The organism is Streptomyces pristinaespiralis (assembly GCF_001278075.1).
In the GTDB taxonomy this organism is placed as follows: Bacteria; Actinomycetota; Actinomycetes; order Streptomycetales; family Streptomycetaceae; genus Streptomyces; species Streptomyces pristinaespiralis.
This window is the reverse complement of sequence record NZ_CP011340.1, coordinates 1,286,267-1,300,401: the sequence shown is the minus strand read 5'-3', so window position 1 is coordinate 1,300,401 and position 14,135 is coordinate 1,286,267. Positions and strand designations below refer to the sequence as shown.

At 72.4% G+C, this 14,135-nt stretch carries 13 protein-coding genes; 5 read left to right on the top strand and 8 right to left on the bottom strand.

The genetic code is table 11. From position 1 onward, the window contains the following. Nucleotides 1-112 precede the first annotated feature (112 nt). From SPRI_RS05315 to SPRI_RS05290, 6 genes are all read right to left on the bottom strand, one after another. Complete coding sequence (locus SPRI_RS05315) at nucleotides 113-769, bottom strand: class I SAM-dependent methyltransferase (protein WP_005309155.1); 657 nt, start codon at nucleotides 767-769, stop codon at nucleotides 113-115. After that, nucleotides 766-1,416 carry a TIGR04282 family arsenosugar biosynthesis glycosyltransferase gene (locus tag SPRI_RS05310; protein ID WP_053556729.1) on the bottom strand — a complete coding sequence of 217 codons (651 nt, stop codon included), beginning with the start codon at nucleotides 1,414-1,416 and terminating at the stop codon, nucleotides 766-768. The genes SPRI_RS05315 and SPRI_RS05310 overlap by 4 nt, the downstream gene beginning before the upstream one ends. Continuing rightward, nucleotides 1,413-2,099 carry a glycosyltransferase family 2 protein gene (locus SPRI_RS05305; protein WP_053556728.1) on the bottom strand — a complete coding sequence of 229 codons (687 nt, stop codon included), beginning with the start codon at nucleotides 2,097-2,099 and terminating at the stop codon, nucleotides 1,413-1,415. The genes SPRI_RS05310 and SPRI_RS05305 overlap by 4 nt, the downstream gene beginning before the upstream one ends. Further along, entirely contained in the window at nucleotides 2,093-3,160 is a 1,068-nt protein-coding gene (locus SPRI_RS05300; RefSeq protein ID WP_053556727.1) for an NAD-dependent epimerase/dehydratase family protein, read from the bottom strand. Before SPRI_RS05300 ends, SPRI_RS05305 begins: the two co-directional genes overlap by 7 nt. Before the next feature lie 102 nt (nucleotides 3,161-3,262). Beyond that, nucleotides 3,263-4,609 carry a 6-phospho-beta-glucosidase gene (locus SPRI_RS05295; RefSeq protein WP_005309149.1) on the bottom strand — a complete coding sequence of 449 codons (1,347 nt, stop codon included), beginning with the start codon at nucleotides 4,607-4,609 and terminating at the stop codon, nucleotides 3,263-3,265. A 103-nt stretch (nucleotides 4,610-4,712) separates the two neighbouring features. Continuing rightward, the gene (locus SPRI_RS05290) at nucleotides 4,713-6,461 is read right to left on the bottom strand and encodes a hydroxysqualene dehydroxylase (RefSeq protein WP_037773213.1); all 1,749 of its coding nucleotides are present in this window, start codon (nucleotides 6,459-6,461) and stop codon (nucleotides 4,713-4,715) included. Nucleotides 6,462-6,633: 172 nt separating this feature from the next. On the opposite strand from SPRI_RS05290, the gene SPRI_RS05285 reads away from it, so the two are divergent. Continuing rightward, nucleotides 6,634-7,068 (top strand): YchJ family protein, encoded by a 435-nt coding sequence (locus SPRI_RS05285; protein WP_037773211.1) that lies wholly within the window; start codon nucleotides 6,634-6,636, stop codon nucleotides 7,066-7,068. A gap of 28 nt (nucleotides 7,069-7,096) precedes the next feature. On the opposite strand, the gene SPRI_RS05280 is transcribed toward SPRI_RS05285, so the two are convergent. Continuing rightward, entirely contained in the window at nucleotides 7,097-7,354 is a 258-nt protein-coding gene (locus SPRI_RS05280) for a hypothetical protein (protein WP_005309144.1), read from the bottom strand. Nucleotides 7,355-8,141: 787 nt separating this feature from the next. Further along, nucleotides 8,142-9,359, bottom strand: a complete 1,218-nt coding sequence (locus SPRI_RS05275) for a helix-turn-helix domain-containing protein (RefSeq protein WP_005309140.1) — start codon at nucleotides 9,357-9,359, stop codon at nucleotides 8,142-8,144. Nucleotides 9,360-9,823: 464 nt separating this feature from the next. Here SPRI_RS05275 and SPRI_RS05270 point away from each other — a divergent pair, with 464 nt between their 5' ends. The 4 genes from SPRI_RS05270 to SPRI_RS05255 all read left to right on the top strand — a co-directional run bounded on the left by SPRI_RS05270 (nucleotide 9,824) and on the right by SPRI_RS05255 (nucleotide 14,134). Further along, nucleotides 9,824-10,417, top strand: coding sequence for a hypothetical protein (locus tag SPRI_RS05270; RefSeq protein ID WP_037773209.1), 594 nt, complete (start codon nucleotides 9,824-9,826; stop codon nucleotides 10,415-10,417). 248 nt (nucleotides 10,418-10,665) lie between these two features. Then, nucleotides 10,666-12,045 (top strand): DUF6801 domain-containing protein, encoded by a 1,380-nt coding sequence (locus SPRI_RS05265; RefSeq protein WP_158685134.1) that lies wholly within the window; start codon nucleotides 10,666-10,668, stop codon nucleotides 12,043-12,045. A gap of 263 nt (nucleotides 12,046-12,308) precedes the next feature. Then, nucleotides 12,309-13,292, top strand: a complete 984-nt coding sequence (locus SPRI_RS05260; RefSeq protein ID WP_005309134.1) for an ABC transporter ATP-binding protein — start codon at nucleotides 12,309-12,311, stop codon at nucleotides 13,290-13,292. Next, complete coding sequence (locus tag SPRI_RS05255) at nucleotides 13,289-14,134, top strand: MlaE family ABC transporter permease (protein WP_005309132.1); 846 nt, start codon at nucleotides 13,289-13,291, stop codon at nucleotides 14,132-14,134. The genes SPRI_RS05260 and SPRI_RS05255 overlap by 4 nt, the downstream gene beginning before the upstream one ends. The last annotated feature ends 1 nt before the right edge of the window (nucleotide 14,135 follow it).

Here is a 14,135-nt window from a genome sequence, read left to right as displayed (position 1 = left end):
CGCCCCGCGCTTCGCGCGGTGCCCTCGAGCGCCGGACGGGCTGGATTTCGCTCCGCGGAAGCAGCCCCGCCGGGTCCAGGAGCACAGCCCCCGGGAAACGCCCTCGCAGGCGCTACGACCCCGCCCGCGCCCCCCGCCGCATCGCCACGAACCGTCGCCCCCCGGCCCGCCACACCTCCTCCCGCTCCCACCCCACCGCACGCCCGTGCCGCAGCAGCGCCTCCGTGCCCACGCGGGCCCAGGGGAACGCCGAGCCCTCCTTCGATGTGCCGTCGAAGACCTGGACGACCGTGCGTTCGTCCACGTCCAGAGGTGCCGCCTCTGCGATCAGCAGGCCGCCGGGCCTGACGAGTTCGGACACGCGGGACAGCAGCGCGCGCGGATCGCCGCCTATGCCGGTGTTGCCGTCGATCAGCAGAGCAGTGTCCCAGTGCCCTTCCCGGGGCAGGGGGTCGAACACGGAGCGGTGCAGCGCGCTGCCGCCGACGCGGATCGTGCGGGCCACGGCCTCCGGGCTGATGTCGATGCCGAGCGCGGTCCGCCCGCGCGCGGCGAGCGCGGCGACCAGACGGCCGGGGCCGCAGCCGATGTCCAGGACGGCGCCCTGGCTGTGGGAGAGGACCGTTCGGTCGGCGGCGTCGGGTTCCGCGCACCAGCGTTCCACCTCCAGGGGCAGCAGCCAGCCGTCGTGGCGGCGCAGGAACAGCGGGCCGCGGCCGGCGCGCAGGGCGTCCGTGTACGGGTCGGCCTGCCAGGGCGGTGCGGTCATCGCGCTCCTGTCCCGGACCCGGCGCCGGCCGTCGCGACCAGCGTCGCGGCGAACCTTGTGTGCGGCGCGGCGGCGGCCACCGCACGGGCGTCGTCGGGTGTGTCGACGTCCCGCAGGGGCGGCAGCTCACGCACCGCCAGTCCCGCCTTGACGAGCCGTTCCCGCTGGACGGCGCCCGTCTCGGGCGACGACATGGGCACTCCGAGGACGAGCCCGCCGTGCAGCGCGGGGGAACCGAGGCCGAGCGCCCAGAACCCGCCGTCGTCCGCCGGGCCGAACGCGGCCTCGCCGGGGCCCGGTCGCAGCCCGGCGGTGAGGAGCCGGGGGGACACCTGTGGGGTGTCCATCCCGATCAGCAGGGCCGGCCCCTCGGCACCGCACAGCGCGAAGGCCGCCGCTAGCCGCGTGTCGAGGCCGCCGCCGCTCTGCGGCACCACCTCGACACCGGGTGGCAGCCAGGCCCCCGGTGCGCCGTCGAGCACCAGGATCCGCCGCCGGGCCGGGGTGGCGAGGACCGCGTCGAGGGTGTCCCGCAGCGCGGCCTCGGCGAGCGCGGCGGCCTCCTGCGGGGTGTAGGCAGGAGTGAGCCTCGTCTTGACCCGGCCGGGCACCGGCGCTTTCGCGATCACCAGCAGCGTGCCGTTCATCGCGACCCGCCCTTCGCCGGGTGACGCGGCTGTTCCGCAAGCACCGTGCTCATGTCCCGAACGGCGTGCCAGGTGCCCCGCCAGGTGCCCGTCACCTTCGACTTCCCCGATCTCGGCAGATAGGGGACGTCGACCTCGGTCACCCGCAGGCCGGCGTCGCAGGCGCGGACCACCATCTGGAGGGGGTAGCCGCTGCGCCGGTCGGTCAGGCCGAGGCCCAGCAGGTCGGTGCGGCGTCCGGCCCGCATGGGCCCGAGATCGCGCAGCCGCAGGCCCGTTCGGCCGCGCAGCATGCGGGACAGGGCCGCGTTGCCGGCCCGGGCGTGCGCCGGCCACACGCCCCGCTGCTGCGGACGCCGCCGTCCCAGCACCAGATCGGAGTCCCCGTCCGCGACCCGGCGGACGAACCCGGTCAGCAGTCCCGGGTCGAGCGACGCGTCGCAGTCGCAGAAGCACACGTACTCGGCCTCCGCCGCCCGCAGCCCCGCATGGCAGGCGGAACCGAAGCCGCGCCGGGGTTCGTGGACGACGACGGCGCCGAGCGCGCGGGCGATCTCGGCGGAGCCGTCAGTCGAGCCGTTGTCGACGACGATCGCCCGCCACCCGGCGGGGATGCGGGACAGCACCCAGGGGAGCGCCGCCGCCTCGTCGAGGCAGGGCAGGACCACGTCGGCGGTCAGCATGCCGTGTCCCCCGGTGCGCTCGCCGCGAACTCGGCCATGCCCTCGTCGAAGCCGACACGGGGCTTCCAGCCCAGTTCCGCGCGCAGCCGCCCCGAGTCGGCGGTGATGTGCCGTACGTCGCCGAGTCTGAACTCGCCGGTGACGACCGGCTCGGGACCGCCGTGCGCGGCGGCCAGGGCGGCCGCCGTCTCGCCCACGGTGTGCGGGGTGCCGCTGCCGGTGTTGTACGCGGTGAGCACTCCCGGCTCCCGCCCGTGGACCGCCTCCAGGGCGACGGCGTTCGCCTCCGCGACGTCCCGTACATGGACGAAGTCCCTGCGCTGGCCGCCGTCCTCGAAGACCCTGGGTGCCTCGCCGCGCTCGAGTGCCGAGCGGAAGAAGGCGGCGACGCCCGCGTAGGGGGTGTCGCGCGGCATCCCGGGGCCGTAGACGTTGTGGTAGCGCAGGGCGATGGCGCGTCCGCCCGTCGATCGGGCCCAGGCCGACGCCAGGTGTTCCTGCGTCAGCTTCGTCGTGGCGTACACGTTCCGCGGGTCGACGGGCGCGTCCTCGCCGACGAGGCCGGGGACGAGCGGTGCGCCGCAGGTGGGGCACGGCGGCTCGAACCGGCCGGCCGCGAGGTCGGCCGCGGCGCGCGGGCCCGGCCGTACCCGGCCGTGCCGGGCGCAGTCGTAGCGGCCCTCGCCGTAGACGACCATCGACCCGGCCAGCACCAGGTCGGCGACCCCCGCCTCGGCCATCGCCGCGAGGAGGACGGCCGTGCCGTGGTCGTTGCAGCTGACGTAGTCGGGCGCGTCGAGGAAGTCGGTGCCGAGGCCGACCATCGCCGCCTGGTGGCAGACGGCGTCCACACCGCGCAGTGCGCCGGCCACCGCCGCCGGGTCCCGCACGTCCGCGTGGATCCACGCGCCGCCGGGCGGCAGGGGCGGCCGGGGGCGGGCCGCGGAACGGGACGCGGGGAGCAGGGCGTCGAGGATCACCGGATCGTGGCCGCGCGCGGTGAGCGCCGTGACGATCTGCGAGCCGATGAAGCCCGCGCCACCTGTGACTAGTACACGCATGCTGCGACGCTACGGCGAGCGGACCCGCGGATCGCCGGTCCGCGCCGTGGCGTCACAGGTACGTAAGGAGTGCGCTGCTCCGGACAGGTGGTCCGTTCCGCCTCATGGGGCGGTCAGATACGCCAGTCCGGGATGTGCGGCCCGGTAGCCGTCGAGGAGGCGGCGGGCCACGCTCACAGAGTCGACCAGCGGATGCAGTGCGAAGGCCTTCACCGCGCCCGCCCGCGAACCGCTCTCCGCCGCGGCGAGCACCTCGCGTTCGACCGCCTTGACCGCGCTGACGAGCCCGACCGCGTGGTACGGCAGGGGGTCCACGCTCACCGGGTGTGCGCCCCCGGCGTCGACCAGGCAGGGGACCTCGATGACGGCGTCCGCGTCCAGCACGGAGAGGGTGCCGCGGTTGCGTACGTTGAGGATCAGCGTGGTGCGCTCGTCGCGGGCGACGGCCCGCATCAGGGCGAGCGCCACCTTTTCGTAGCCGCCGGACTCCAGGTCGTCCTCGTCGCGTTCGCCCACGCCCGCCGCGTCCCGGTTGGCGGCCATGTAGGTGGCCTCCCGCTCGGCGAGCGTACGGCGCCAGGCCGTCAGGGCCGGCGTCCCGGGGCGCCGCATCTCCGCGTAGAAGCGCCCCTGTTGGTGGCCGAGGAACGCCCCCCGGGTCTGCTCGGCCTCCGTGTAGGCGCGGACCGTCTCGCGGTTGAAGTAGTAGTAGTGCAGGTATTCGTTGGGCACCGCGCCCAGCGACCGCAGCCACTCGGGCCCGAAGAGCCTGCCCTCCTCGAAGGAGGCCAGGGCGTCGTCGTCGGCGAGCAGCCGCGGCAGTTGGTCGCGTCCGCCGACGCGCAGGCCGCGCAGCCAGCCGAGGTGGTTGAGTCCCACGTAGTCGATCCAGGCGCTCGCGGGGTCGGCGCCCAGCACCTTCGCCACCCGCCTGCCGAGCCCCACGGGCGAGTCGCAGATCCCGATGACCCGGTCGCCCAGGACACGGCTCATCGCCTCGGTGACGAGGCCGGCCGGGTTGGTGAAGTTGATGACCCACGCGTCGGGGGCGAGCGCGGCGATCCGGCGGGCGATGCCCACGGCCACCGGCACGGTGCGCAGCCCGTAGGCGATGCCGCCCGCGCCGACGGTCTCCTGGCCGAGCACGCCCTCGGCGAGGGCGACCCGCTCGTCCGCCGCCCGGCCCTCGAGCCCGCCGACCCGGATCGCGGAGAAGACGAAGTCCGCGCCGCGCACGGCCTCGTCGAGGTCCAGGGTCACGACGACCTCGGGCGCGTCCGGGTGGCCGGCCGCCTGCTCGGCCAGCACGCGGGACACCGCGTCCAGCCGGCCGCCGTCGAGGTCGTGCAGGGTGACGCGCGTGACCCGGCCCTCTCCCTGATCGCCGAGCAGTGCCCCGTACACCAGAGGGACCCGGAATCCGCCGCCGCCGAGAATGGTGAGCTTCATGCCCGTACGCTACTCGGCGGCCGCGGGCCGGCCGGTCGGCGGAGCGCGTCGGCCGGGGCCGGCCGCGGGCCGGGGTGGGACGTGTCGGCCGAGGCCGGCCGTGTCAGCCGAGATCGAACGCGTTGGGCAGACCGAGCCGGTGGCGGGTGAGGTCGTGCCGCTTGAAGGGCTCCATCTCCGGGGCGCGGAACAGCGGTGTGATCGTGCAGCGCGGCTCGGTGGAGCCGGTGCGGTCCAGCAGGGCGTTGACGGCGGCGCGGGCGGAGGCGTTCGCGCCCTCCATGGTCGCGAGGTCGATGTCGACCGAGACGTAGTCGCCGGCGAGGAAGAAGTTCGGGATCCGGGTCGCCGCCTGCGGGCGGTTGTGGAAGGTCCCCACCGGGTGGATGAGGAGTTCGTCGTCGTTGGTCGGGTGCGGGGTGCCGAGGCCGTCGACGCCGGGGTCGAGGAACCAGGAGTGCAGGGTGCTGTCCTTGAGGACGACCTTGCCGGTGTCGTTCAGCGCCGCCTTCAGCTGCGCCCACACCTCCTTGGCGACCTCCGTGCGGGTGCACTGCTTCGCGGTCCTGCCGTACAGGATGCCGGGCCGGTCCCATTCGGAGACGTCCACCGACAGGCAGTCCACGGCCGTTCCGTCGCCGTAGTCGGCCGGGAAGTCACGGCCGGGCCAGTGCGCGGCCTGCTGGATCGCGGTCAGCGCCCAGGGCGAGTCGATGCAGTTGAGGTGGCCGTGCAGCAGCGGGGCGCGCTCGGTCAGATAGAACTGGATGCCCGTCATCCAGTCGGTCCGCAGCTTGTCGCAGCGCGCGAGCTGCGGGTCGGCGGCGCGCAGCGCGGGTCCCCAGGTGCGCCGGGCGTGTTCCACCGGCATCGCGGAGATGTAGTGGTCGGCGGTCACCGACTCCCGCCCGCCCTGCGGGTTCTCGATCACGGCCGCGCTGACCCGTCCGGCGGCGTACTTCACCTCGCGTACGGTCCAGCCGACCTTGAACTCCACGCCCAGCGACCGCAGATGGGTCACCCACGGGTCGATCCACGCCTCGTTGGTGGGGGCGTCGAGGATGCGGTCCAGCGGACCGTCGGCCCCGCGGCCCAGCGCGTTGAGGACGAACGCCTCGAGCAGGGTGGCCACCGTGCGGGTGCTGGCCTCCTCTGCCTTGGTCGCGACGATGTTGCGGGTGAGCCCGACGGCGAGGATGCGCCGGTAGTCGTGGCTCATCTCCTCCGCCCTGATGAACTCCCACCAGGGCGTGGCCTCCCACGTCCGGTCGCGGCGCTCGTCGCAGCTGGTGAGGAAGACGAGCATGCGGTTCACGAAGTACGCGGTCTCGTGGAGGGGGATGCCGAGGGCCGTGTCCAGCATCGCGGTCAGGGCGCGGCGGATGTCGTCGAGGGTGAGGCCGGGCGGCCGGTGGCCGGGCCAGGGGAGCGGGATGCGCAGATCCTCACGGCCGGTGCGGCTGAACGACATCTCGGACGGCGCGACGAGGTTGTCCCGGACGCCGCCCGGCTTTCCCGGGAAGGGGATGCGGCGCATGGTGTCGGGCAGGTTGTGATAGATCCCGGGGATGAAGCGGAAGCCGTGCTCGGCGGGCAGCGGTCTGCGGCCGCCCCTCGCGCTGTCGGGCACATCCATGCTGCGGGCCTTGCCGCCGAGCGCCCGGCGCTCGTAGACGGTGACCCGTAATCCGCGCTCGGCGAGTTCATGAGCGGCTGTCAGCCCGGCGACGCCGCCTCCCAGCACGGCGACGGAGGGCGCCGCGGCCGCGGAACCGGAGGCCGCGGCCGCCGTCCCGGTGGCCGCGGCACTCGCCAGTGCCGCGGTGCCGCCCACGGCAGCGGCGCCCGCCATGAAGGTGCGTCGTGAAGCAGGTCGTGAGCTACGTCGTGACGTGCCGGAACGATCCATCCGATGCCCCTTACCGACGGTAACTTTCGCGTCCGGCGCTGGAGCATACGGAGGTCCCTCACGACGCGGAAGTCACGCGTGCGCCGCCACTGCTCAATGGCTGGAAAATGAAGCCATGGCCCGACGAACCAAACACACCAGAGGCACCACGCCTCCCACCCTCACCGCCGAGTCGCCCTGTCCCTGCGGGCTGCCCGCCCCGTACGGCGAGTGCTGCGGCCGGTTCCACGGCGGGGAGCGGTCCGCGCCCACGGCCGAGCTGCTGATGCGCTCGCGCTACAGCGCCTTCGTCGTCCACGACGCGGCGTACCTGCTGCGCACGTGGCACTCGTCGACCAGGCCCCGCCATCTCGAGCTGGACCCGGGAATGCAGTGGACCTCTCTCGAGATCGTCGCCACCACGGACGGCAGCGCCTTCCACTCGAGCGGCACCGTGACCTTCCGCGCCCGCTACCGCCACCACGGCAACCGGGGCGAGCTGCACGAACACAGCAACTTCGAGCGTGAGAACGGCGCTTGGGTGTACGTCGACGGCACCTTCGTCGAGTGAGGCACGCGCCGGGCGAGGCCGCCCGCCGTCAGCGGTGCCGGCGCGGCATGACCATGAGCCGGGGGTCGTAGGCGGCCAGCACCTTGTTGGCCCGCGCGAGAACGGCGAGCGCGTGTTCCCGGTCCGCCCGGTCCTCCGCGCACAGCGGCCCGCGGAACAGGCTCACCTCGCGCGCCGCGCACTCGGCGTCGATCTCCGCCTGGAGGATGTGGACCGGCATGCAGGACCCGATCATCACCGCGACGCGGTCGGGGATCGGCACCGGAACGAGGGGGGAGGCGGTCACGTGAAGTCCTTCTTTACCGTACGGGTCGCCCCGTGATCTCTCGTTACGCGGGAGTGGGTCGACCGCGTCCCGGCGGAGCCGCCGAGAGGGCGAGGGCGTCGTACGAGAGGCGCGTACCGCACCCTTCGCCCGGCCGTCCGTCCCCGGCAGCACCGCCGACATACCTTACGCGAACGCCGCCGAAGCACCCGAATCGGCGGGCTTGCGGCGCAAAAGGGACGCCGATCGGGGGAATCCGGGCCGCGGCGGCCGAATGCGCAGCTCAAGTGGGTGAAACGGCGAGAGGGTTGATCACTGCGGGGCTGCGGAGGGCCCGCCGCGTCGTGCTGCCGCCCCGGCCGGGGCGCTCCCGCTCCCTCGGCCCGGGCCGCCGGCGGCCGTCCCCCGTGGATCTACGCCGCCTCGTTCGCGGCCCCGGACCCACGCGGTCGGCGGGGCAACACCGCAGGTCAGGGCGGAGCGGCCGGGGTGCGAGGCATCGCGCCCGCGGGCGGGGCCGGCAGGGACGGGGAAGGGCCGGGCCGCGCCCGGTCCCTCGACGGCGGCCCCGGGGGTGACACTGGACACACTCGGGGCGAACACCCACGGCGGGAGATCATCCGGCGCGGAAGGGGCCTTGGGCGGCCCTGCACCGGTGCCGGACGCCGACGATCACCGCGACCCGGGCGGCACGTCCTCGTCGCCTTCGGCGATCAGGACCTGCCGCCCGCGCCCAGGGGCCGACCGGCGCGCGGTTCGCGCTCCGGAACGGTCGCGGGAACGCCGTGCACGGAACGAGGTGTGGCTGTCAGCGCGCGTTGTCGTCGCGGCGCTCCCGCAGGTGCAGCGCACGCAGCACGACCTCGGTCGCGAACCGGCTCTCGGGGTCGGTGAGCTGATCACCGAAGATGGACTCGAGGTTGCGCAGCCGGTAGCGGACGGTCTGCGGGTGCACATCGAGCAGCTCCCCCATCCGTGCCGCGGTGCCGCGGGTGTCCAGCCAGATCCGCAGGGTCTCGAGCAGCCGGTTGCGGCGGGTGGGCGTCAGCCCGGCGAGGGGGGCGAGTTCGCGCTCCGCCAGCTGGTTCAGCAGGGCGGGGTCCGACAGCAGCCACAGGGTGAGCATGTGGTCGGAGCAGAAGGTGAGCGGGGCGTCGTCCACGACACCCGAGTCGATGAAGTCGAGGAGGCGGCGGGCCCATCGGATGGAGTCCGCGGCATCGGCGGTCGGTACGGTCAGTCCCACGGCGGCCCGGTGGCCGGTCAACGCGTTCTCCAGCGTGTGTCTTCGCTGGTCGTCGACCGGTCCCGGGACGAGTAAGTGCGGGTGCGGCCCGCCCAGTTCCGCCAGGACATCGTTGTCGAGTTCCGTTCCGGCCAATTCCGGCGACGTGCGCAGGGCGACGAGCGTGACCTTCTCCGGCAGCGGCCACCCCGCCTGCTCGGACAGCTCCGTGATCGCGGAGCGCGGCACGGGCGGACCCGCCATGATCAGGTGCAGCAGCCTGCGCCGTACCGTCGCGTCCTGCTCGGCCGTCCTCGCCCGGACCTCCAGATAGCCCTCCCTGGTGAGGGCCTCGAGCTCGTCCACGTAGGCGAAGAGGGCGTCGGCGAAGCTCAGCATCAGGGTGGGGGAGAGGTTGTAGCGCCGGCCGATCCGTTTGGCGCGGCGCAGGGCCACGCGGGCGCCGAGCCGGTAGGCCCCGTGCAGGGAGTCCAGGCTGCGGCCCTCGTACGCCTCGAACCGGCCGAAGCGGCGCAGCATCTCGTCGCGCAGGGGTGACGGCGTCGAAGGGGACGCCACCTGTTCGACGAAGACGGAGATGTTCTGTTCGACGCCGATCTGGATGGCCTGCCCGTACGGACCCTTCAGCAGCCGCCCGTACTCGGGGTAGGCACGGGTCACCTCGATGCCGATCTCCTGGATCAGGCTGGGCAGTTCGGGCCTGATGATGGCGGCGAACTCCTGTGGCAGTGGCCCGAGCGGCTCTCCGGCGTCCGACGGCTGGGTGGTCGTTCTCGGCATGGTTGTCCCCTCGATCTCCGGGTGTCCGGTGGGGTGGGGGGCTGTGGGGGAAGCGCTCCCACGGACCGACAGGCGTGACGACTTGTTGGGGCCTGAACATAGTCCAGCGCGGAGCGCCTGCCCAGCGGTCGGCAGGGGGCGGCGTGTGGGCGGAGGGGGCCGGGGGAGCGGACGTGGCGTGGCGTGCCACCGGGGAAGGACTGCTCACTTACGGACAAGAATCCGGGGCGGCCTGTGGCGCCGGCGACAAGAAAATACCGGCTGGTAGTGGCATTGCGGGAATCTGCCGAACCGGTATTGCGCGTCTGGTTACCCGCTCGTAGCGTCACTTCGGAAAGATGCACGACCGGGTGGCCATGAGAATTCGACCCGCGTTCCAGAACTGAGCCGCAACGCTTTTCGGCCCGCCGCCGGGGCCGAAAAGGGTCCATCAGGCAAGCCCATCCCCCTGAAGGGAACAACCCGTGCGAAGAATTGCCAGAAACGCCATGATCGCCACGGCGGCGCTGACCGCCGCGCTCGGAATGACGGTGACGCAGGCCTCGGCCACGTCGCTGGTCACCTGGACGGTCACCCCCGGTGGAGCGTTCACCGCCGTCGCGACCAACCCCACCCTCACCGTGCCCGCCGCCACGCTGGACTGTGCATCCTCCAACGCGTCGGGCTCACTCCTCTCCGGCTCCGGCAACCCCGGCACCGGTATCGGCACCATCACCAGCCTGACGTTCGAGGACTGCTCGGTCATCGGTATCCCGTTCGACGTCACCAGCCGTAACTTCCCCTGGGGCCTGAACGTCAGCGGCGTCAGCGCGGTACCGAACGCGGTCGACGGCTCGATCACGGGCGTGGACGCGAGCATCAGCGGTTCCGGCTGCACCGCCGACTTCGCCGGTTCCGTCACCGGCCACTACAAGAACGACACCAAGCAACTGGTGATCAACGGAGGCAGCCTGGTCGCCTCCAACGCCGACTGCCTCGGCCTGATCAACGACGGCGACGAAGCGCTGTACGAGGCCGTCTACGCGGTCTCGGGCAACCACACCATCGCCCCGGACTGACGCCGGCCGGCAGCCGCGCGGCCAGCCCCGTGACCCGGGTCCACCCGGGCACGGGGTTGCCGCGGCGGGTCTTTGAACGGATCGATTTCCCCGGCAACAAGGCCGCACACCAGTAAATGGGGGGCACCATGACGGGCGTTGCGAAACGTCCTCCTCGCATTTCCCGCATTGCCTTTCTCGGTGCCGCGGGATTGGTCGCGGGAATTCTGGCAGGCCCCGGTTCTGCCGCCCGGGCGCAGGACACAGAGGTGAGTGTGGCGTACGAGTGCGTGTTCCCGTCGGGCACGCATACCGTGACCGCCGAGATCACCGGCGCGTATCCGGACAGGGGCTCCGTGAACCGGCCCGTCCAGCCGGGTGAGGCGGCCGTGCGGCTGACGATCGGGCCGGGCGCGCTCGACGGGGTGCTGCCCGAAGGCACGACAACCGTCGCCGGTCTTGCCGATCTCACCGTGCTGGTCGCGCAGAAAGGGCGTTCTGCCGAGGCCCGTTGGGGAGCTCTGGCCGCGCCGGCCGCCCCCGCGCCGGACGGGACCGAAGACTTGGTGCTCGAACACCGCGGCGCCGTCCCCTCCGTGACCGTCACCGCCCCCGGCGACATCACCTTCACCGCGCGGGCCATGAGGCTCAAGTTGCGGCCGCAGACCGGCGAGGTCGCAACGACGCAGCCGGCGGCGCTGCCCGCCGTCGACTGCCTGCCGGCCGAAGGGCAGGACGCCCTGCTGGCGACCGTGCCCGTGCCCGGCGGCACCCGCCCCGATCCCTCGCAGGAGCCGGGCCCCTCCGCCACCCCCACCGGCGAGGAGCCCGTGCTGCCACAGGACATCGCCGTCGAACCCTCGCCGACGGAGCCGGGAAGTCCCTGCCCGACGGAGAAGCCGGCCGGCGGGATCGACGAGAGTTTCGTGCCCCAGCCCCCGCCCGGCGGCGAGCCGCCCCGCGTCACCATCCTGCCCGGCAGGCTCGGCTGCGCGTACGCCGTCGGTTTCGCAGGCGTAGAGAAGCTCGGAGGGGCGATGATCGTCAACGATCCCTCCGCCGCTCCGCAGTTGATCAACGTGCTGGCCGTCACCCGGTCGGTGTCCCGGCCGGGCACCCGGCCCGGCGGCAGCTACTTCCGCGCCGACTCCTACGGTGAACTGCCGCTGCCGGACGCCACATCCACCTTCCTGACCTTCGGCTTCCAGCCGGTCACCGCGAAGGTCGAGTTCACCAACGGACCCGTCACCATCTCCACGGGCACCATCGGCTCACCGCCCAACAGGCTCAACTTCGCCCAGGCCGGCTTCTACCAGTCGCTGCGGGTCTACGACGTGAAGGTCAACGGCACACCGCTGGACGTCGGCCCCGCCTGCCGGACGGCGCGCCCCTACCGGGTGGTCCTGCACGGCAAGTTCCCCGACTACGAGAACGTCTTCAAGGGCGGCCCGATGCGGGGCACGGTGACGATCCCCGAGTTCTCCGGCTGCGGCACGGGCGGGGAGGACCTCGACCAGCTGTTCAGCGCGTCGCTGTCCGGGCCTGGCAACCTGATCGCCATGAGGCAGGGACCGCTGTGCATCCCGAACACCCCGAACAACGAATGCCCGCCGACGATCCCGCCGCTCCCCGGCCAGGACACTCGATGAGCCGTCCGCCCGGCGGCCGCGTCCCGCGACGCCGGCCGCGGCGGGGCCGGCGCCCCCGCCCGGCGATCGTACGCACCGGTGGACAAGGTTCTCGCGCCGCGTTGTCACGACGTGACAAACCACCGAGTTCGGCCTGAACGCGCTGGTCACAGCCATTGCCCCGGCCGCCTACCCGCACGTAACGTGCGGGCGCCCGGTGCACTTCCGCCACTTTCGACACCTGTGCGCAGCCCGCTGCCACGGACCACCGAACGGGAGGTGAAATGGGAATCGAGGTAGTCGTCGAAGGTCTCACCAAGTCCTTCGGCAAACAGAACATCTGGCAGGACGTCACGCTCACCCTCCCGGCCGGAGAAGTCAGCGTCATGCTCGGACCCTCGGGAACCGGGAAGACCGTCTTCCTCAAATCCATCATCGGACTGCTCAAACCGGAACGCGGCCGCGTACTCATCGACGGCGTCGACATGGTGGGCAGCCCCGAACGCGACATCTACGAGACGCGCAAGCTGTTCGGTCTGATGTTCCAGGACGGCGCGCTCTTCGGGTCGATGACGCTCTTCGACAACATCGCCTTCCCCTTGCGTGAACACACCCGCAAGAAGGAGTCCGAGATCCGGCGCATCGTCATGGAGCGCATCGAGGTCGTCGGACTCCTCGGCGCCGAGGGCAAACTCCCCGGCGAGATCTCCGGCGGTATGCGCAAACGCGCCGGGCTCGCCCGCGCCCTGGTCCTCGACCCGCAGATCATCCTCTGCGACGAGCCGGACTCCGGTCTGGACCCCGTGCGCACTGCCTATCTGTCACAACTGCTGATCGACCTCAACGCGCAGATCGACGCGACGATGCTGATCGTCACCCACAATCTCGACATCGCGGCCACCGTCCCCGACAACATGGGCATGCTCTTCCGCCGCAACCTCGTCACCTTCGGGCCCCGCGAGGTGCTGCTGACCAGCGAGGAACCCGTCGTCGCCCAGTTCCTCGGCGGAAGGCGCGAAGGCCCCATCGGGATGTCGGAGGAGAAGGACGCCGCCACCCTCGCGCGGGAGCAGCGGGCCGCCGGCAGCGACCGCGCCGGGCCACGCACCGTCGTCCCCCAGCTGGAACCCTCACCCGGTATGCCCGTCCGCCAGGGTGCGCTGCGCCGCAGGGAACGGGTCCTCGGCATGATGGCCCAACTGCCGGAGGCGGCCCGTACCGCGATCATGCGGAGCTACAGCCCGGCCGGCGGCGGAGTCACCGGATGACCGCCCCGCCGCCGGTGCGGCCGCCCGCACTGGCCGACGACCGACCCGCCGGCGTCCCGGCGGTGAGAGGACCCTCGAAGCTGCTCGCGCCGCTGCGCGAGACCGGCAAGCTTTTCGCGCTCGCCGCGGAGGTGACCCGGGCGATCTTCCGCCGGCCGTTCCAACTGCGCGAATTCATCGAGCAGTTCTGGTTCGTGGCCAGTGTCACCATCCTCCCGGCCGCCCTCGTGTCCATCCCGTTCGGCGCGGTCATCGCCCTCCAGGTCGGCTCGCTCACCCAGCAGCTCGGCGCACAGTCCTTCACCGGCGGCGCCAGCGTCCTCGCCGTCATCCAGCAGGCCAGCCCGCTGATCGTGGCCCTGCTGATCGCCGGCGCAGGCGGCTCGGCGATCTGCGCCGACCTCGGCTCCCGCAAGATCCGCGAAGAGCTCGACGCCATGGAGGTCATGGGCGTCTCACCGGTCCAGCGCCTGGTGGTACCGCGCGTGCTGGCCACCATGCTGGTCGCCGTACTGCTCAACGGAATGGTCTCCGTCGTCGGCACCCTCGGCGGCTACTTCTTCAACGTGATCATGCAGGGGGGCACCCCCGGCGCGTACCTCGCCAGCTTCTCCGCCCTCGCGCAACTGCCCGACCTCTACGTCAGCGAGCTCAAGGCCCTGATCTTCGGCTTCATCGCGGGCATCGTCGCCGCCTACCGCGGGCTGGGTCCACGCGGCGGCCCCAAAGGCGTCGGCGACGCGGTCAATCAGTCCGTCGTCATCACCTTCATGCTGCTGTTCTTCGTGAACATGGTCCTCACGGCGATCTATCTTCAGATCGTCCCCCCGAAGGGGGGCTGAG